The organism is Solwaraspora sp. WMMA2101, assembly GCF_049179175.1.
In the GTDB taxonomy this organism is placed as follows: domain Bacteria; phylum Actinomycetota; class Actinomycetes; order Mycobacteriales; family Micromonosporaceae; genus Micromonospora_E.
Genome location: NZ_JBMHMA010000006.1, coordinates 4,698,416 through 4,715,537, shown reverse-complemented (window position 1 = coordinate 4,715,537; position 17,122 = coordinate 4,698,416). Strand labels below are relative to the sequence as shown.

Here is a 17,122-nt window from a genome sequence, read left to right as displayed (position 1 = left end):
CCTGCGCCTGAGCATCCAGACGGGCGAGTTGCCACCCGGTGGCAAGCTGCCATCGGAGCGGGACCTTGCCGCCCGCTACGGCACGGCACGCAACACCGCCAGGGAAGCGATCAGCATCCTGCAAGGGGAAGGCCTGGTCGTCGCGCAGCACGGGCGAGGCGTCTACGTCCGCCCCAACCGGCCCCTGATGCGCCTCGGAGCCAACCGCTACTCCCGCCAGCTCCGCAACGAAACGGGACTGTCGCCGTTCCGCATCGAGGTCACGAAACAAGGCCGCGTACCCCGGACCGAATGCCGGTCGGTCATCCGCGACCAGCCTCCACCGGACGTCGCCGAACGCCTCGGCCTCGACGGGAACACCGCGACCATCATCCGGCGGGAGAACTGGTACTTCGCCGACGACGAGCCGGTACAGGTCGGCGTGACCTACATCCCCGTCGACGTCGCCGACGGATCGCCGCTGGCGACCGAGCGGACCCTCGGCGAGGGCAGCATCTACGCCAGGTTCGAAGAACTCGGCCACCGGATCACCCGCATCCGCGAGGAGATCTCGGCGAGGATGCCGTACCACGACGAGTCGACCGGGTTGGGGATGCCGCCCGGCGTACCGGTCATCGAGGTGCTGCACACCAGCTTCGACGAGCAGCACACTCCGTTCGAAGTCACCCGGTTCGTGATGCGCGGCGACCTCAACGGCCTGGACTACGACATACCCGTAGAGGACTGACAGGATCGCCTGATGAGTCGAGGCAGTCTCGTCCGGCTGGTGATGCTCGCGTTGCTCTGGGGCTCAGGATTCCTCTGGATCAAACTCCCGCCCGGCGTGCCCGTCATCGTGCTGCTACACGCCTCCTACGACAACGACGGCTTCCCATTCGAAGCAACCCGATACATTATGCGCTCCGACGCCATGAGAGTTCAGTACCTGGCGATGGTCGCTGCCTGATCTTCGGGCAGCCCGGCGCGCTGGCGGCCGGAGCACGGCAAACCTTCTGCGGTCAGGTCCGTTCGAGGACCAGCAGGCGGTACTCCAGCCAGCGCCGCGACAGCCCGGTCTGCAACGCCGAGCCACCGATCATGTTGGCCCAGAAGGGCGTGCCGACCAGCCGGTCACGCATCCGGGGCACGACTGTAGCCGCGCCCAGCACCACGTCGATCGCCCGGTCGCGGGGTCGGCCCAGCCGGACGTGTGCGGTGAGGTCCAGATCCTCGACCAGCCGCAGACCTGCGGGTTCACCCATGGCGGCGAACTGCGCCACGGTGTGCAGGCTGCCGATCCGCCAGCCGGCGCGGAACTGGTCCAGGCACCGTTCGCGGGCGGCGAGCCCACGGTCCTTGTCGGTCATCCAGTCGTCGCAGACGATCAGGCGACCGCCTGGACGCAGGCGCGCGGCCAGCGATGGGACCAGCTCCGCCAGCGACGGGGCGTGGACCATCGACTCGATCGCGACCATCGCGTGGTAGAGCGGCTCGGCGGGAAGCTGGGCGAAGTCGCCGCAGACGACCTGGCACCGGTCGGTCAGGCCCTCGGCCGCCAACCGCCGCTCGGCGATCTCGACCTGCACCTGACTTATCGTCACGCCGGTCACCTGGGCGTCGATGGCGTGGGCCAGTCGGACCACTGTCGCGCCTACTCCGCAGCCGAGGTCGAGCACCCGCCCCTCGCCCGTCGGCACGTGGCCGCTGAGGCGCTCGACCAGCAGGCGGTTGACCGCGTCGGCGGCCTCGGTGGTGTTGGTGACGCCCGGTAGCCACAGGCCACGGTGGATGGCGTCGTTGCTGGCGCTCTCGCCGAAGCGCAGGAACCGCCGGGTGTTGGCGTCGTAGTAGTCGGCCACCCGGGTGACATGTTCTGCGGCGGCATTTCCGGGCGAATCAGAACCCATCGGCGCAACCTACCACGGGCCACACCGGCGGCGACGCGCCTGCCCGGGCGGTGCCACTATGGCCGTAGGTGACCGTCGGTGCCGGGCACAATCGACAGCACGTACCCGTGGTGCGCACGGTGGGAGACCCGCCGCAGGTCCGGCACCAGAGACACTGAAACGTGCAGGCCGGGTCAGCGGAGGCCGGGGCCGGGGAACGTCGGGAGGCGACCGATGTCCATTCACGAGGTGGATCCGGCGGTGGCGGATCCGGTGGAGTTCGCCCGGTTGGTGAAGCGGACCCCGGTGGAGGAGCTGCGGCAGGTGCTCGCCGGGCAACGGCGGGACGAGATCCTGCACGGGCTGCTGCGCCGGATGCCGGAGGCGTTGCGCACCGACGTCGCGCGCGGCACCGAGGCGGTGGTGCACTGGAGCATCGGCGGGCGCCCCGACGGCCGCTACGACGTCCATCAGATGGTGATCAGCGACGGCCGGTGTGTCCTGTCGGCGCAGCCGGACCAGCAGCCGAAGCTGACGCTCACCCTGGCCGCCGTCGACTTCGTCCATCTGGTGACCGGCAACGCGCGGGCCGTGATGCTCGTCATGAAGGGCAAGCTCAAGACGCGGGGCGACATCGGCCTGACCGCCAAGTTCCCGAACCTGTTCCAGGCGCCGAAGCCCTGAACCGCCCGGGCGCGGCGGTCGTCCGGCACCGCAGGTCAGGACGCCCTTCGGACCGTTGGGGTGGACCGCCAGGCGGCGGCGAGATCGACCAGCGGTACGCCGAGGACCTCGCTGAGTGCGACGACGATGCCGAACGACGGGGCCGGCAGCCGGCCGGTTTCGATCTTGCGGAGCGTCTCGGGTGAGATGCCGGCTGCCAGTGCCACGTCGAACAGTCCGCGATCGCCGCGCGCCGACCGTAGTGCGACACCGAGGCGGCGACCGGCCTCGATCTGTTCAGGCGTGAGTGGGCGGCGAACCATGACAGTACGGTAGGTCAGGGCCGCACGGGCGGCAACGTCGACACGACATGGTATAAATATACCAACTGCCGACGGAGGGTCACCGTGATCGAGCTCAAGTCTCCCCGCGAGATCGAACGTATGCACGTCACCGGCCAGTTCGTCGCCGAGGTACTCACCCAGCTCGGCGAGATGGCCGACGTCGGGGTCAACCTGCTCGACCTGGAGCACCACGCCCGGTCACTGATCGCGGCACGCGGCGCGGAGTCCTGCTACTGGGACTACGCTCCATCGTTCGGCAACGGGCCGTTTCGCAACGTGCTGTGCCTGTCGGTCAACGACGCGGTCCTGCACGGGCTGCCGCACGACTACGTCCTGCGCGACGGCGACGTGCTGAGCATCGACATGGCTGTCGGCATCGACGGCTGGGTGGCCGACTCCGCGCGTACCGTGATCGTCGGCACCCCGGCCGACGACGACCTGCGCCTGGTCGAGGCCACCGAGGTCGCGCTGGCGGCGGCAATCGGGGCGGCGCGACCCGGCAACCGCCTCGGGGACGTCTCGGCCGCGATCGGCGAGGTCGCCCGGCGGTACGGCTACCCGGTCAACCTGGAGTTCGGCGGCCATGGACTCGGCCGCACGATGCACGAGGCACCGCATGTGCCCAACGACAGCCGCCGGGGCCGGGGCATGAAGCTGCAACCCGGTCTGACGATCGCGATCGAGCCGTGGTTCGCCAAGACCACCGACAAGATCGTTTTCGACGCCGACGGCTGGACGATCCGCTCGGCCGACGGTTCGCGTACCGCCCACTCCGAGCACACCGTGGCAGTGACCGAGGACGAGCCGTTGGTGCTGACCAGCCGCCCGGGCGGCGGGGACACGACCCCACAGCAGTATTGACACGTTTCGCTGGGCTACCCAAAACTAGAAAGATGGTTATATCGGTGATCATCAATTGATTGCCGTACGCCATCACCTAGTCAGAAGGAGAGCCCCGTGAGCATCAGCTCGGGCCGATCGAAGGTCCGTCCGACGGTCGTCATGCTGTCCGCCGCAGCGCTGACGATCGCTGCGGCCGCGACGGTGGTGAGCGTCGGCTCCGCCTCCGCCGATGCCGCCGCCACCCCCGGCCTGCTCGTCGCCTCGACCGTCGAGGACGAAGGCGCCGACTGCCCCGTACCCGGCACCGGGCCCGGCTCCTCCGCCCGGCTGCCGGACCCCTTCCGCAAGGCCAACGGCACCCGCATCACCACCAAGGCCGACTGGCGCTGCCTGCGCGCCGAGACCCGCGAGCTGGCCGAACGCACCGTGTACGGCGACAAGCCGGCCAAGCCGGCCACCGTCACCGGAAGCGTGTCGAGCAGCAGCATCACGGTCAACGTGTCCCACCAGGGCCGCAGCGCGAGCTTCTCGGCCAGCGTCCAACTGCCGACGAGCGGCGGCTCCGGACCCCACCCGGCCGTCATCGTCTACGGTGGATTCGGTGCCGACACCGCCACCATCCGCTCCGCCGGAGCGGCCGTCATCAACTTCGACCCGGCCTCGGTCGCCCGTGAAGGCACCTCCCGGAGCAACAAGCAGGGCGCCTTCTACACCCTGTACGGCGCGACCAGCAGCACCGGCCTGCTGATGGCCCAGGCGTGGGGGGGTCAGCCGGATCATCGACGTCATCGAAGCATCCGGCGGCAACATCCTGCGTACCGACATCGGCGTCACCGGCTGCTCCCGCTACGGCAAGGGTGCCTTCGTCGCCGGCGTGTTCGACCAACGAATCGCGCTGACCATGCCGATCGAGTCCGGCAGCGGCGGGGTCGCGGCCTTCCGCAGCATCGCCACCGAAAGCGGCACGCAACCGCTGAGCAGCGCGTACGGCGAGCAGCCGTGGCTCGGCGACGCGTTCGGCTCGTACACCGGCAACCCGGCCGGCCTGCCGGTCGACACTCACCAGATGGTCGGCATGATCGCCCCGCGCGGCCTGTTCGTCATGGACAACCCACACATCGACTGGCTGGCCCCGACGTCCGGCAGCGTCGGCGCCCTCGGCGGCGCGGAGGTGTACCGGGCGCTCGGCGCGATCGAGAACATCACCTACTGGTCCGCCGTCTCCGACGGCACCCACTGCGCCTCCCGGTCGGAGTGGCGGACACCGTTGCAGCAGCACATCCAGAAGTTCCTGCTGAAGACGGGCAGCTCCACCGGTACGTTCCGGATCGCCAGCAACCGGCAGGGCAACCTCGCCCAGTGGCGTGACTGGACGACGCCGACCCTGGCCGATGGCCCGACCACCCCGCCACCGACCACCGCACCGCCGACCACCGCTCCCCCGACGACCCCGCCGCCCACGACGGCACCGCCGACCACCACGCCGCCCACGACGCCACCGCCGCCGACCACTCCGCCACCGAGCGGCGGCTGCACGGCCACCGTCTCACTCAACCAGTGGAACGGCGGATTCGTCGCCACCGTACGGGTCACCGCCGGGTCGGCGTCGATCAGCGGCTGGACGGTCTCGACGACCCTGCCGTCGGGCGCGACCGTCACCAACGCCTGGAACGCCAGCCGCAGCGGCAACAGCGGCGCCGTCCAGTTCACCAACGTCAGCTACAACGGGTCGGTGGCCGCCGGCCAGTCGACCGAGTTCGGCTTCCAGGGCACCGGTACGGGCTCAGGGATGTCCCCGACCTGCGCCGCCCGGTAACCTGTCACCGGACCACCACAGGGCCGGTCCGCGTGTGGAAGGTTGCCGCCTCCACACCCGGGCCGGTCCGCCCCCACCAGAATTCCCTCATCCTGCTGGGCACAGGTGGGTGTCGGCCGGCGTGGTGAGAGTCGGAATCGGCTGCGAGTATCCGCTGGTGCAGCCGTTGCAGCTCGGGGCTGGGGTCGGTGCCGAGTTCCTCGGCGAGGTGGCGACGGACCCCGGCGTAGTGCCGCAGCGCGTCCGCCGGACGGGAGACCGCACACAACGCCTGCATGTACGCCGCTTGCAGCGACTCGGCCGTGGGATGCTCGGCCACCGACTCGGCAAGCCGGGGCAGGGCCCTACCCGGGTCACCGGCCCGCAGGCAGGCCAGCGACCAGGCGACCAGGGCCTCCAGATGCTGCTGCAGCCACCCGTGCCGCACCCTGACCGCCCACTGGCTGTGCAGGTCGGCGAGGGGTACGCCGCGCCACAGCTCGAGTGCCTGACCCAGCAACGCCGCGCGGTGCTCCGCTGACCGGTCCGCCCGGCGGCCCTGATCGACCAGTTGTCGGAACCTGATCACGTCGACCCGGTCCGGATCGAGGTCCAGCCGGTAGCCGCCGGAGCATCGGCGGACCGCCGCCGGCGGAACGGTCGACGGGCTCCGGCTGGTCAGCAGGCTCCGCAGTCGGCTGAGGTAGACCTGCAGGGTCCGCCGGGGGTGATCCGGCGGCTCGTCCCACACCCGGTTGATCATGCTGGTCACGCTGACCGGCCGGCCGGCCTCGGCCGCCAGTACGGCGAGCACCAGTCGCTGCCGGGGCGGCCCGACATCGAGCGCCTGCGCACCGGAGACGACGCTCACCGGACCCAGCAGTCTGAGTTCCATTCCCTGCCTCCAAGTTGTGATCATTCATCGGCTGCACCAATTACCACTTTGAATGCCCGCCACCGGTTCCAATTGATCCACTATGGATCTTTTCTGGCTCGACCGGCCCCGCGTATGACATCGAGAGGTACGCCCAACACGTCCGAACAGGATCTTGATCTATCGATACCGCCTGGGCTGCGGCGCAACACTCCTGCAGCAAATCAGCAGGCCGCCCGGCCGATGCTTCATCCAACGGCGGCCCGTGAATGCATCTCAGCAGGGTCACGGTTCGGCCGCCAATTCGACATCACGCCGAAGGAGCGTCCCATGCCCACAGGAACGATCGACAGAATCGGCGGCGGAGCCGTCATCCGGCGTCTGGCCACCGGCCTGGCCGTAGCCGCAGTGGCGCTGACCAGCGCGCTGGCCCTGGCCAGCCCGGCGGCGGCGCAGGAGCCGAAGGACGCTGCCCCGGGCACCGTCCTCGTCCTCCCGTCGGCGCCCGCCGACACCGGGGCCAGCAGCCTGGCGGCTGCCTCGCCGACGATCTCACCCGCCGCCGCCCGGGTCCGGTACTTCGCACCGGGCAGCACCGCCAGCTGCCCGAGCGGAAACCTCTGCCTCGCCGTGTGGAACTCCCCAGGGTCGAACTGGAAGGTCTTCGACCTGTACTACTGCCATCGGTACGCCCTGTCGAACTGGTACGGCCAGGGCCATTGGGTCAACAACCAGACCGGCGGCGCCACCGCTTACGCGTACGGCCAGAGTTTCAACATCCTCGTCTCGTTCCGTCCCGGTTACAGCGGCACGATCAGCAGCTGGACGCCGGTCTGGTACGTCCGCAACTGCTGAGCTGGAACTTCGTCCGGCAAGCGGCCCGTGCTGGTCGGGACCTTGGTCCCGGCCAGCACGGGTGTTCCGCCTCAGGTGCCGGGACCTGCCACCGCGGGAAGCTGATCTCGTCACAGAGGCAAGCGAGTCGCGGAGGCGACAATGACCACCCAGCACACCACCCACCGATCGATCGAACGGCCCCTCGAGCACGCCGAACTCCCCGGCCACATGCTCACCAGCACCGCCGCCCGGATCATGGCCGTGCTGCGGATCTCCACCGGATTCGTCTTCCTCTGGGCGTTCCTCGACAAGACCTTCGGCCTCGGCTACTCCACCCCGGCCGAACGGGCCTGGATCAACGGCGGCTCGCCGACCAAGGGCTTCCTCTCCTCGGTCGAGGTCGGCCCGCTGCAGTCGTTCTTCCACGCCATCGCCGGCACCTGGTGGGCGAACACCCTGTTCATGGTCGGCATGGGCGCCATCGGCGTCGCGCTGATCGCCGGTGTCGGACTGCGGATCGCGGCCGGTTCCGGCGCCCTGATGATGATCTTCATGTGGCTGGCCGAGCTGCCGCTGGTCCGGTTCACCGCTGGCGGCGAGCCCACCGGCTCGACCAACCCGCTGGTCGACTACCACATCCTCTACGCGGTCGTCGTGGTCGCCCTCGCCGCCGCGTACGCCGGACACACCTGGGGTCTCGGCCGGCTCTGGGCCAAGCTCCCCTTCGTCCAGCGCCACCGCTGGCTGATCTGACCTGCCACGGAGGGTCGACCCTCCCCCCGGCCCTCCCACCCGGTGCGCCCGGACCGAGACCTCGGTCCGGGCGCACCGGCGTTCGCGCGCCGACAGGGCTGAGATGGTCGTTGGCCGGGTATGGGGTGCGTAGCGCACACGCGACCGAGCCGACCCGAGGAGCCATCGTGACCGACCAGCGACAACGCCCACCGACCACCACCGACGCGGGGGTGCCGGTCGCCAGTGACGAGCACTCGCTGACCGTCGGCCCGAACGGACCGCTGCTGCTGCAGGACCACTACCTGATCGAGCAGATGGCCACCTTCAACCGGGAACGGATCCCGGAGCGGCAGCCGCACGCCAAGGGCGGTGGCGCGTTCGGCACGTTCACGGTCACCGGCGACGTCAGCGCGTACACCCGGGCGTCGGTCTTCCAGCCGGGCACCGAGACCGGGGCTGTCGTCCGGTTCTCCACGGTCGCCGGCGAGCGGGGCAGCCCGGACACCTGGCGCGACCCGCGCGGCTTCGCCGTCAAGCTGTACACCACCGACGGCAACCTGGACATCGTCGGCAACAACACGCCGGTCTTCTTCATCAAGGACCCGATGAAGTTCCAGCATTTCATCCGGTCCCAGAAGCGCCGGGCGGACAACAACCTGCGCGACCACGACATGCAGTGGGACTTCTGGACCTTGTCGCCGGAGTCGGCCCACCAGGTGACCTGGCTGATGGGCGACCGGGGCATCCCCCGCACCTGGCGGCACATGAACGGCTACGGCAGCCACACGTACATGTGGATCAACGCCCGGGGCGAGAAGTTCTGGATCAAGTACCACTTCAAGACCGACCAGGGCATCGAGTTCTTCACCCAGGACGAGGCCGACCAGATGGCCTCGGCCGACACCGACTACCACCAGCGGGACCTGTTCGAGCACATCGCCGACGGGCAGTTCCCGTCCTGGACGCTGCAGGTGCAGATCATGCCGTTCGAGCATGCCCGCACGTACCGGTTCAACCCGTTCGACCTGACCAAGGTCTGGCCGCATCGCGACTATCCGCTACGCGAGGTGGGCCGGCTCACCCTGGACCGCAACGTCACCGACTACCACACCGAGATGGAGCAGCTGGCCTTCGAGCCGAACAACGTGGTGCCGGGAACCGGCCTGTCGCCGGACAAGATGCTGCTGGCCCGCGGCTTCAGCTACTCCGACGCGCACCGGGCCCGGCTCGGGGTCAACTACCGGCAGATCCCGGTGAACGCGCCGAAGGTCCCGGTGCACAGCTACTCCAAGGACGGCGCCATGCGCGTGCACAACGTCACCGACCCGGTGTACGCGCCGAACTCGTACGGCGGTCCGGTCGCGCAGCCGGGTCTGACCGACGACGGTGGCACCTGGTACGCCGACGGCGACATGGTCCGGGCCGCGTACACGTCGCACGCCGAGGACAACGACTGGGGTCAGGCCGGCACCCTGGTACGCCAGGTGCTCGACGACGCCGCCCGGGACCGGCTGGTCGACAACATCGTCGGGCACCTGCTCAACGGGGTGAGCGAGCCGGTGCTGGCCCGCGCCTTCGCGTACTGGCGCAACGTCGACAAGAACCTCGGCGACCGGGTCGAGGCCGGCGTACGGGCCAAGCAGGGCGAGAAGGATCCGAAGGCCGCCGACCAGGCCAATCCCGCCCGGTCCGGCATGCAGGCCAAGGCCTGAACCCCGGTGGTGGTACGGCGGACCGCCCGGTTCGCCGTACCACCACCTCGGCGGTGCCGCTGTAGATCACGAGTCGAACGGCATCCACCGGCCCCGATATGAAGATTTAACCGAACAGGTACGCGGCACGCGACGGTCCGGCACTAGCTTGAGCCAACCCTGCAGGACGCCTCCGGATCCGACGCACTCCCAGGAGAAGCCGTGTCCGCTGATTCGCCCTCCGCCGTGTCCGCTGATTCGCCCTCCGCCGTGTCCGTCGTGGGCGGTGCTGGCGACGATCCGCATCCGAGTCTGCACAACGACGACCTCGCGCCGCTGCCGGCGGCGCAGCGCCGGTGGGGCTGGTTCAAGATCTTCAACGTCTGGACCAACGACGTGCAGAGCCTCGCCGGCTACACCCTGGCGGCCAGCCTGTTCATCACCGCCGGGATCAACGGTTGGTGGGTCTTCGCCGCCATCGTCCTGGCCGGACTGTTCGTCAACTGGCTGGTCAACCTGACCGGTACGCCGAGCGTCCGGTACGGCATCCCGTACGCGGTGATGGCCCGGGCCAGCATGGGTGTGCGCGGCGCGACGTTCCCCGCGCTGATCCGTGGCATCGTCGCCATTTTCTGGTACGGCGCACAGACCTACTTCGCCTCGACGGCGGTCGCACTCGCGATCAACGCGGTCCTGGGCGGTCCCGACGGTCCGCCGCTGTTGCTCGGCATGACCGGCGTCGACTGGGTGTCGTACCTGATCGTCGCGGTCATTCAGATCCTGCTCTTCGTCCGGGGCATCGCCTGGATCGAGAAGTTCCTCAACGTCGCCGGCCCCGCCGTGTACGTGGTGATGGTCGCCCTGCTGGTGGCGATCTGGGTGCAGGCCGGCGATGAACTGCTGCCGGCGGTCAGCGGCATCTTCAGCAGCGCCGACGTGCAGGGCTGGGCGGTGGTCACGGCGTTCCTCGGGGTGGTCGGCACGATGGTCGCCTACTTCTCGGCGGTGATCATCAACTTTGGCGACTTCTCCCGCTTCTCCCGGACCGAACGCGGGATGAAGGTCGGCAACTTCACGGGTCTGCCGCTGAGCCTGGCGTTCTTCACCTTCCTGTCGTTGTTCATCACGGCCGGCGCCTACGTGGTGTACCAGGACGGGCAGGGCGATCCGCTGACCAATCCGGCGGACATCGTCGGGCAGGTCGGCGACACCGCGTTGACCGTCGTCGCCGCGTTGACGTTCCTGGTCGCGACGATCGGCATCAACCTGGTCGCGAACTTCATCCCGCCCGCGTACGACCTGTCGAACCTCGCACCGCAGCGGATCAGTTTCCGACGCGGCGGCTACCTGACCGCACTGTTCGGCTTCGTCATCGGCGCGCTGTGGGTCGCGGTGATCGATCAGATCGGGCTGCCGAAGTTCGTCGACACGCTGGGCGCGGTGCTGGCGCCGTTGTACGGCATCCTGGTCGCCGACTACTACCTCGTGCAGCGCCGCGCACTCCTGGTCGCCGATCTGTACAGTATGGATCCCGCCGGCCGGTACCACTATGTCGACGGCTGGAACGTACGCGCGATCGGCGCGTTCGCCGTGGCGGCCGTCTTCTCGGTGGCGACGGTGTGGGTGCCGTGGCTGGCGGAGTTGAGCGGCTTCGCCTGGGTGATCGGGGCGGTGATCGGCGCGGTGCTCTACGTCGCAGTCATGCGCGTCGGGACGCCGTCGGGTGGGCCGGCCGTGCCGGTGAGCCCGGCGCCTGCGGATGCCTCGCCGGCCGATGCCGGGTCGACGGCGGGGTGACCGGCGAGCGCGGCGTCGATCAGGGTCCGGGCGGCGGCGCGGGCCTGGCCGGCGGCGGCGTTGCTGCCGGCGATTGCGGTGGTGGTCTGCGCCCCTTCGGCGAGGATGGCGAGTTGGGCGGCGAGGCTGGCGGGGCCACCGGCCTCGGCGACCAACGCGGCGACCCGGTCCTGGAACTCGGCCTTCTGCGCCCGGATGATCCCGGCGATCCGGGGGTCGACGCCGCCGAGTTCGCCGAAGGTGTTGATGAACATGCAGCCGCGGAAGTCGTCCTCGGCTGACCAGCGGGCGAGCATGTCGTAGATGGCCAGCAGTTTGTCGCGGGCGGCCGCTGGCGTGGCGACGGTCTGCTCGACGAGCCGGTTCCACGCTTCGCGTTGCCGGTGGAGCACCTGTTCGACGATGGCGTCCTTGGATCCGAACAGCTGGTAGAGGCGTTTGAGCGAGACACCGGCGGCGGTACGCAGCGTGTCCATCCCCACTGCCTGCACGCCTCGGGTGTAGAACAGCTGGCTGGCGGCGGCCAGCACCTGTTCGCGTGCCTCGTCGTCGGTGGGTCCCGGCATGTTTCCTCCTGCTGTGCGATCGCCTGGTGACGACTGTCACCGTCCGGTTCGCCCCGCACCACTGGCGGCGGAGAACGCTCGTTCTCTACGCTACCCCCAGGACACCGGAGAACGATCGTTCTCTGGAACACGACACGGAGGCCGTCATGCCGTACATCACCGTCGGGACCGAGAACACCGCCAGCATCGACCTGCACTACACCGACCAGGGCACCGGGCAGCCGGTGGTCCTGATCCACGGCTGCCCGCTGGACGGCGACTCCTGGGAGAAGCAGAGCGCGGAGCTGCTCGCCGCCGGCTACCGGGTGATCACCTACGACCGGCGCGGATTCGGCCGGTCCAGCAAGCCCAGCGTCGGCTACGACTACGACACCTTCGCCGCCGACCTGAACACCGTGCTGGAGACCCTCGACCTGACCAACGTCGTGCTGGTCGGGTTCAGCATGGGCACCGGCGAGGTCGCCCGCCACCTCAGCCGGTACGGTTCGGCCCGGGTTGCCAAGGCCGCCTTCCTGGCCTCGCTGGAGCCGTTCCTGTTGCAGACTGCGGACAACCCGACCGGCGTGCCACAGGAGGTGTTCGACGGCATCCTCGCCGCCGTCACCGCCGACCGGTACGCCTACTTCACCGATTTCTACCGCGACTTCTACAACACCGACGAGACGCTCGGCGGCCGGCTCTCCGAGGAGGCCCTGCGCAACAGCTGGAACGTCGCGGCCGGTGCCGGCTGGTTCGCCTCCAGCGCGGTCGTGCCGACCTGGCTGACCGACTTCCGCGCCGACATCGACCGGATCGACGTACCGGCGCTGATCCTGCACGGCACCGCCGACCGGATCCTGCCGATCGACGCCACCGCCCGCGAGTTCCACAAGCGACTGCCGACCGCCGACTACGTCGAGATCGACGGGGCCCCGCACGGCCTGCTCTGGACCCACGGCGCCGAGGTCACCACGGCCCTGCTCGCCTTCCTCGGCAAGTAGCCCAGGCGCCGCCGGGCGAGGGGGCCCGTGCGCGACAGGACAGGTGAGGGCAGGGCCGGGGGGCCTGCCCTCACCCGGCGTACGGGGTCACGTCGGTCAACGCCACCACCCCCGACAGCCGGGTGTCCTGCCGCTGGAACTGCACCACCACCGGCTCCGACGAGGTCAGCACGCAGCCGAAGGGTCGGCCCAGCCGGATCGGCTCCGGGTCGACGAGGTCGTTGAGCCGGGCGTGCCGGATCCGGCGGGCCCACACCACCCAGCGGTACGGCCCCGCCGGCTCCTGGTCGTCGTAGTACACGGTCAGCTCGACCTCGGCGTCGACGTCTCCGGCGTTGAGCAGGCAGAGCTGGTCGAAGCTGGTGAACTCCGGCTCGTCGCCGTTGCTGACCAGCGGAATCCGCCCGCCGGCCACCACCCAGGTGCGGGCACCGATGCCAGCCATCACGCCTCCTCGCCGACCACTGCAGGCAGCCCAGTCCGCGACCCACCAACGCCTGCCGGCTACCCGGCGCCCCGCCCGGCAAACCGGCCACGACCGCACCGCCGGACCTGACGGCCGCCGTGCGTCAGCCGCCAGCGGCGTCACCCTGCTCCGGAGGCTTGCGCCTGGCGTACTTGGCGCGGAACTTCTCCACCCGGCCGGCACTGTCCAGCAGTCGTTGCCGGCCGGTCCAGAACGGGTGGCTGGCCGAGGAGATCTCCACGTCGACCACGGGGTACGTCCGCCCGTCGGTCCACTCGATCGTCTTCTGACTGGTCGCGGTCGACCGGGTCAAAAATGCGAAATCCGCACTCCGATCCCGGAAAACCACATAATTGTACTTGGGGTGAATATCGGGCTTCATCCTCCGGAACCAGCCTTCCTGGCAACACTTGATAATGATAGTCATTTTAACAAGGCGTCGCCACCCGCGAGAGTCGGGCGCGGCCACGCCGGATGGCCACCGAAGATGTATGCTCGTATCGCGATATGAAGATACATGAGGAGGCATCGATGTCCCACGCAGTGCACACCGAGCACCCGCACAGCCACTCCGCGACCTGCGGACACGCCACCGTCAGCCACGACGGACACCTGGACTACCTGCACGACGGGCATGTCCACCACGAGCACGCCGGGCACTGGGACGAGTGCGGGACGGACCAGCACGTGACAGCCGAGTCACATGGCGACCACACCCACGGGCCGGACTGTGGTCACGAGATGGTGCCGCACGGCGACCATCAGGACTTCGTCCACGCCGGGCACCGGCACGCCGCACACGGTGACCACTACGACGAGCACTGAGTCGGCTGCCGTCGACGCGCGGCGAGCAGCACCAGCACGCCAGCGATCAGCAGGGTGGCGCCGGTGGCCGGCAGATGCCACGACGATCCGGTCCGAGGCAGTCTGTCGTCACCGGAACCACCGCCACCCGGGTTGTCGCCGCCACCCGGATTCCCGCCCCCGGGTCCGAAACCGGTGTCCGGGTCCGTCGCGTCACCGACCGCCAGGGTCAGCGTCCGGGAGTCGGTGACCGTCGACCCCGACGTCGTCGTAGCCGACATCTCGAAGGCCAGTCGGTAGATACCCGGCTCGCTGAACGCCCAGTTGCCGTGCGCGTGCGTGTTGATCGGCACATCGAGTCGCTGTGGCAGCCGGTCCGCCGAGTTGAACAGCACCTCGGACTCGCCGAACGACCCGGTGAGGAACAGGACGAACCGGCCGGGACCGTCGACGCCGGCCAAGGTCCAGGTGACCGGGCCACGGACCCCGCCCACCACCGACGGATGCTGGGTGTTCCAGCCCGGCCAGACGATCCCGGAACGCTGCCCCTGCGGCAGCAGCCACACCTCGTCACCAGGGGTGCCCAGGAAGTCGGCGTTGTCCGGAACGGTGATCTTCGCGTTGTCCTTGACGTGCAGCACCACATCGGCGAGCTCGCGCCACACCGGCGGCGAGACCGTGTCGTCCTTGAGCCGGATGGTCCAGTCTCCGTCGGCCAGCTGAGGGCCCATGTCGACGTGACCTTCGTCGATCACCACCCGGGACCCGTCCTGCTGTGCGGCGGCGAGCGCCGGCGCGGCGCTGGTCGGCGCCGGCGCGGCAGCCGCCGCCAGCGGTTGCGCAGCGGTGCCGGACATCGACGAGTCCGCCCCCGACGACGCGCCGTCGCCCGGGGCGGCACCGGATGCCCTGGCCTGGTTCGCGGCAGGAGCGGGAGCAGGAGCCGGAACCGGCTGCGGATAAGCGACGTCGGGCCCGGCCCCGGCCAGCGACGGCACCAGCACCCGGTAGTCGGCGTCGGCCGTCACCTCGACACCGTTGGTCAGGGTCGCCGCCGCCGACAGCGTCAGCCGGTACTCGCCTGCGGCGTCGAAGAGCCAGACCAGACCACCGGTCCTGGTCGCGGCCGGCAGCCGGGCGGTGCGCGGCATGGCGTCGAGGGTGCCGAACAGCGGCGTCGGCTGGCCGAGCCCACCGAGGGTGTACGCGGCGAATCCCCCCGGGCCGTCGACCTCACGCAACGACAGCTCGACCGTGTCACCGCGTACCGCCCCTGCGGGCACCGCCCGCGTGTCGAGGTACGGGAAGTCGGTGTCGCCACCGGTCAGTGCCCACACCGGCCGGCCGGCCGCGCCGAGGAAGCGGAACGCCGGATGGTCCGGGGTGCGCACCGCCACGCCACCTGTCGGCCCGAGCACCACTGTCGCCGGATTCCGGTCAGGCCCGGACCTCTCGCGGGTGACCACCGACAGGGAGGTGTCTGCGAGGGTGACCGCCACCAGGTCGGCGCCGGCCGGATTCACCGCTGTCGGATCGTTCGCCGGTACGGCGGCCACCGGGGCCGGCGCGATCAGGGCCGCCGCCAGCGCGGACACTGCCAGCGCCGCGGCGTACCGGCGTCGGGTCGCCGTACCGGGCGAGCGGTGGATCGTCGTCGTCATCAGGTCCCCTGGGTCGTCTTCTCGTGATTGGCATCGGTGACCGCGCGGTCGCGGGCGGCCTCGGCCCGGCCCTGTTCGCGGGCGGCGGCGACCGCCTGTTCGAGCTGGGCGTCCCGCCGACGACGGGCGCGGCGGCGGCGGGCGACGGCCAGCCAGCCGGCCAGCCCGATGACCAGCAGGATCACCAGGTGCGGCCACGGGACGGCCCACAGGCCGACCTCCCGGGTCACCGTCGCCGGTGCCGGGTCGAGCACCTCGTCGGTGACGGCCGTCGGCGCGAGGGTGAGTCGCGCACCGAGCCGGAACATCGGCGGTACGCCGTCGACCCTGATCGTGGTCCGGAAGCTGTCACCGGGCAGGATCTCCGGCAGCGGATCCGCCGCGACGCTGCGCCCGGCCAGCCCGAACGGTCCGGTGACGGTCAACTCCGGCCGCCCGGCGAGCCGGACGTTGCCGGTGTTGCGGACGGTGAAGCTCGTCGTGACGGTGCCCCCGCCGATCGGGTTCCAGGTGCCGTCGTACGTCGTCGACAGATCCACCATGTCCAGTCCCGGCTGCAACTCGCCGGTGACCCGCAGGTAGATCCGCGAGCCGACCCGGTGGTCGACGGCCACCTGGTTGCCCTCGGCATCGGTGCCGGTCGCGGCGAGCGAGGCGACGATGCCGCCGGGGTGGTCGCCGGGAGTGGCGTTGTCCGGCACGGCGATGGTGAACGGCACGTCCAGCCGCGACGTCGACGGCACGGTGAAGGTGCGCGACTCGAACGTGACCCAGGAACCGACGTCGACCGGTTCCCCGGTAGCGGGCAGCAGGTCGAAGCCGCCCTGTTCGGTGGTGAACGCGTCGCTGGCGTACACGTCGAGGGTGATCGGCTGGTCGGAGTGGTTCGTGATCGCCACGTAGTCGGTGAGGGTGGCGCCCGGGTCCAGTTTGTACTCGAATGCCGGCCGGCCGTTCGGTCCGTCGGGGCTGGACGGGGCGACACCCCAGGTGAGCGACTGCGCCGCGACGGGCGTGTGGCGCGGCGATCCGGCCGGGACCGTTGCGGTGGCCGGGCCGGTCGCCGCGACGGCGGCGACGAGGAGTCCGGCGAGCAGGGCTGCTGGCGTACGCATGCGGGGTGGGTCCGTTTCGCGGAGGGGGCGGGACGGGCCGGGCGACGACCGGCACGGTGCCGTCGCCCGGCCCGTCACCGGGCGCG

Annotated in this window: 20 protein-coding genes and 1 pseudogene; 12 read left to right on the top strand and 9 right to left on the bottom strand. The window is 70.0% G+C overall.

The genetic code is table 11. From position 1 onward, the window contains the following. Position 1: 1 nt before the first annotated feature. Entirely contained in the window at positions 2–727 is a 726-nt protein-coding gene (locus ACN28F_RS22500) for a GntR family transcriptional regulator (protein ID WP_421361480.1), read from the top strand. A 12-nt stretch (positions 728–739) separates the two neighbouring features. Further along, positions 740–946 (top strand): hypothetical protein, encoded by a 207-nt coding sequence (locus ACN28F_RS22495; RefSeq protein WP_421359600.1) that lies wholly within the window; start codon positions 740–742, stop codon positions 944–946. 52 nt (positions 947–998) lie between these two features. On the opposite strand, the gene ACN28F_RS22490 is transcribed toward ACN28F_RS22495, so the two are convergent. Continuing rightward, positions 999–1,886, bottom strand: a complete 888-nt coding sequence (locus ACN28F_RS22490; RefSeq protein ID WP_289209886.1) for an SAM-dependent methyltransferase — start codon at positions 1,884–1,886, stop codon at positions 999–1,001. A 213-nt stretch (positions 1,887–2,099) separates the two neighbouring features. On the opposite strand from ACN28F_RS22490, the gene ACN28F_RS22485 reads away from it, so the two are divergent. Beyond that, positions 2,100–2,549, top strand: a complete 450-nt coding sequence (locus tag ACN28F_RS22485) for an SCP2 sterol-binding domain-containing protein (RefSeq protein WP_289209885.1) — start codon at positions 2,100–2,102, stop codon at positions 2,547–2,549. Between the two features lie 35 nt (positions 2,550–2,584). Here ACN28F_RS22485 and ACN28F_RS22480 read toward each other — a convergent pair whose 3' ends face one another. Next, positions 2,585–2,851, bottom strand: coding sequence for a helix-turn-helix transcriptional regulator (locus tag ACN28F_RS22480; RefSeq protein ID WP_289209884.1), 267 nt, complete (start codon positions 2,849–2,851; stop codon positions 2,585–2,587). A gap of 84 nt (positions 2,852–2,935) precedes the next feature. On the opposite strand from ACN28F_RS22480, the gene map reads away from it, so the two are divergent. Beyond that, on the top strand, positions 2,936–3,733 hold the full coding sequence (gene map, locus ACN28F_RS22475) for a type I methionyl aminopeptidase (RefSeq protein ID WP_289209883.1): 798 nt from the start codon (positions 2,936–2,938) through the stop codon (positions 3,731–3,733). Positions 3,734–3,813: 80 nt separating this feature from the next. Here map and ACN28F_RS22470 read toward each other — a convergent pair whose 3' ends face one another. Continuing rightward, positions 3,814–4,299: a hypothetical protein gene (locus ACN28F_RS22470; protein WP_421361589.1), complete on the bottom strand. Its 486-nt coding sequence runs from the start codon at positions 4,297–4,299 to the stop codon at positions 3,814–3,816. Here ACN28F_RS22470 and ACN28F_RS22465 point away from each other — a divergent pair. Both ACN28F_RS22465 and ACN28F_RS22460 read left to right on the top strand, forming a co-directional pair. After that, positions 4,187–4,420 (top strand): annotated as a pseudogene (locus ACN28F_RS22465) (cellulose-binding protein); the annotation flags it as partial. The gene ACN28F_RS22470 and the pseudogene ACN28F_RS22465 sit on opposite strands and share 113 nt — an antisense overlap. 70 nt (positions 4,421–4,490) lie before the next feature. Further along, the gene (locus ACN28F_RS22460; RefSeq protein WP_421361478.1) at positions 4,491–5,531 is read left to right on the top strand and encodes a cellulose binding domain-containing protein; all 1,041 of its coding nucleotides are present in this window, start codon (positions 4,491–4,493) and stop codon (positions 5,529–5,531) included. A gap of 4 nt (positions 5,532–5,535) precedes the next feature. Here the strand turns inward: ACN28F_RS22460 and ACN28F_RS22455 are convergent, their stop codons facing one another. Next, positions 5,536–6,405, bottom strand: a complete 870-nt coding sequence (locus ACN28F_RS22455) for an AfsR/SARP family transcriptional regulator (protein WP_289209881.1) — start codon at positions 6,403–6,405, stop codon at positions 5,536–5,538. Between the two features lie 309 nt (positions 6,406–6,714). On the opposite strand from ACN28F_RS22455, the gene ACN28F_RS22450 reads away from it, so the two are divergent. From ACN28F_RS22450 to ACN28F_RS22435, 4 genes are all read left to right on the top strand, one after another. Next, complete coding sequence (locus tag ACN28F_RS22450) at positions 6,715–7,239, top strand: hypothetical protein (protein ID WP_421359597.1); 525 nt, start codon at positions 6,715–6,717, stop codon at positions 7,237–7,239. 141 nt (positions 7,240–7,380) lie between these two features. Continuing rightward, a complete protein-coding gene (locus ACN28F_RS22445) occupies positions 7,381–7,974 on the top strand; it encodes a hypothetical protein (RefSeq protein ID WP_289209877.1) in 594 nt (197 codons plus the stop codon). Between the two features lie 167 nt (positions 7,975–8,141). Next, positions 8,142–9,668, top strand: a complete 1,527-nt coding sequence (locus tag ACN28F_RS22440) for a catalase (RefSeq protein ID WP_289209876.1) — start codon at positions 8,142–8,144, stop codon at positions 9,666–9,668. A 201-nt stretch (positions 9,669–9,869) separates the two neighbouring features. Then, a complete protein-coding gene (locus ACN28F_RS22435) occupies positions 9,870–11,444 on the top strand; it encodes an NCS1 family nucleobase:cation symporter-1 (protein ID WP_421359595.1) in 1,575 nt (524 codons plus the stop codon). On the opposite strand, the gene ACN28F_RS22430 is transcribed toward ACN28F_RS22435, so the two are convergent. Further along, complete coding sequence (locus tag ACN28F_RS22430) at positions 11,336–12,010, bottom strand: TetR/AcrR family transcriptional regulator (RefSeq protein WP_289209874.1); 675 nt, start codon at positions 12,008–12,010, stop codon at positions 11,336–11,338. The genes ACN28F_RS22435 and ACN28F_RS22430 overlap by 109 nt on opposite strands. A 146-nt stretch (positions 12,011–12,156) precedes the next feature. Between ACN28F_RS22430 and ACN28F_RS22425 the strand changes: the two genes are divergently transcribed. After that, positions 12,157–12,990 carry an alpha/beta fold hydrolase gene (locus ACN28F_RS22425; RefSeq protein WP_421359593.1) on the top strand — a complete coding sequence of 278 codons (834 nt, stop codon included), beginning with the start codon at positions 12,157–12,159 and terminating at the stop codon, positions 12,988–12,990. Positions 12,991–13,060: 70 nt separating this feature from the next. Here ACN28F_RS22425 and ACN28F_RS22420 read toward each other — a convergent pair whose 3' ends face one another. Continuing rightward, on the bottom strand, positions 13,061–13,435 hold the full coding sequence (locus ACN28F_RS22420) for a sensory rhodopsin transducer (RefSeq protein ID WP_289209872.1): 375 nt from the start codon (positions 13,433–13,435) through the stop codon (positions 13,061–13,063). Positions 13,436–13,559: 124 nt separating this feature from the next. Then, positions 13,560–13,838, bottom strand: coding sequence for a type B 50S ribosomal protein L31 (locus ACN28F_RS22415; protein ID WP_289209871.1), 279 nt, complete (start codon positions 13,836–13,838; stop codon positions 13,560–13,562). Between the two features lie 149 nt (positions 13,839–13,987). Between ACN28F_RS22415 and ACN28F_RS22410 the strand changes: the two genes are divergently transcribed. Continuing rightward, positions 13,988–14,281, top strand: a complete 294-nt coding sequence (locus ACN28F_RS22410) for a hypothetical protein (protein WP_289209870.1) — start codon at positions 13,988–13,990, stop codon at positions 14,279–14,281. On the opposite strand, the gene ACN28F_RS22405 is transcribed toward ACN28F_RS22410, so the two are convergent. After that, the gene (locus ACN28F_RS22405) at positions 14,266–15,921 is read right to left on the bottom strand and encodes a TIGR03773 family transporter-associated surface protein (RefSeq protein ID WP_421359591.1); all 1,656 of its coding nucleotides are present in this window, start codon (positions 15,919–15,921) and stop codon (positions 14,266–14,268) included. The two genes, ACN28F_RS22410 and ACN28F_RS22405, sit on opposite strands and share 16 nt — an antisense overlap. Continuing rightward, complete coding sequence (locus ACN28F_RS22400) at positions 15,921–17,036, bottom strand: WxL protein peptidoglycan domain-containing protein (protein WP_421359590.1); 1,116 nt, start codon at positions 17,034–17,036, stop codon at positions 15,921–15,923. Before ACN28F_RS22400 ends, ACN28F_RS22405 begins: the two co-directional genes overlap by 1 nt. Positions 17,037–17,122 lie beyond the last annotated feature (86 nt).

Coding starts and splice junctions, on each gene's coding strand:
- ACN28F_RS22495 (WP_421359600.1), top strand. CDS start 740: ATGAGTCGAGGCAGTCTCGTCCGGCTGGTGATGCTCGCGTTGCTCTGG.
- ACN28F_RS22490 (WP_289209886.1), bottom strand. CDS start 1,886: ATGGGTTCTGATTCGCCCGGAAATGCCGCCGCAGAACATGTCACCCGG.
- ACN28F_RS22485 (WP_289209885.1), top strand. CDS start 2,100: ATGTCCATTCACGAGGTGGATCCGGCGGTGGCGGATCCGGTGGAGTTC.
- ACN28F_RS22480 (WP_289209884.1), bottom strand. CDS start 2,851: ATGGTTCGCCGCCCACTCACGCCTGAACAGATCGAGGCCGGTCGCCGC.
- ACN28F_RS22470 (WP_421361589.1), bottom strand. CDS start 4,299: ATGACGGCCGGGTGGGGTCCGGAGCCGCCGCTCGTCGGCAGTTGGACG.
- ACN28F_RS22455 (WP_289209881.1), bottom strand. CDS start 6,405: ATGGAACTCAGACTGCTGGGTCCGGTGAGCGTCGTCTCCGGTGCGCAG.
- ACN28F_RS22450 (WP_421359597.1), top strand. CDS start 6,715: ATGCCCACAGGAACGATCGACAGAATCGGCGGCGGAGCCGTCATCCGG.
- ACN28F_RS22445 (WP_289209877.1), top strand. CDS start 7,381: ATGACCACCCAGCACACCACCCACCGATCGATCGAACGGCCCCTCGAG.
- ACN28F_RS22430 (WP_289209874.1), bottom strand. CDS start 12,010: ATGCCGGGACCCACCGACGACGAGGCACGCGAACAGGTGCTGGCCGCC.
- ACN28F_RS22425 (WP_421359593.1), top strand. CDS start 12,157: ATGCCGTACATCACCGTCGGGACCGAGAACACCGCCAGCATCGACCTG.
- ACN28F_RS22420 (WP_289209872.1), bottom strand. CDS start 13,435: ATGGCTGGCATCGGTGCCCGCACCTGGGTGGTGGCCGGCGGGCGGATT.
- ACN28F_RS22415 (WP_289209871.1), bottom strand. CDS start 13,838: ATGAAGCCCGATATTCACCCCAAGTACAATTATGTGGTTTTCCGGGAT.
- ACN28F_RS22410 (WP_289209870.1), top strand. CDS start 13,988: ATGTCCCACGCAGTGCACACCGAGCACCCGCACAGCCACTCCGCGACC.
- ACN28F_RS22405 (WP_421359591.1), bottom strand. CDS start 15,921: ATGACGACGACGATCCACCGCTCGCCCGGTACGGCGACCCGACGCCGG.
- ACN28F_RS22400 (WP_421359590.1), bottom strand. CDS start 17,036: ATGCGTACGCCAGCAGCCCTGCTCGCCGGACTCCTCGTCGCCGCCGTC.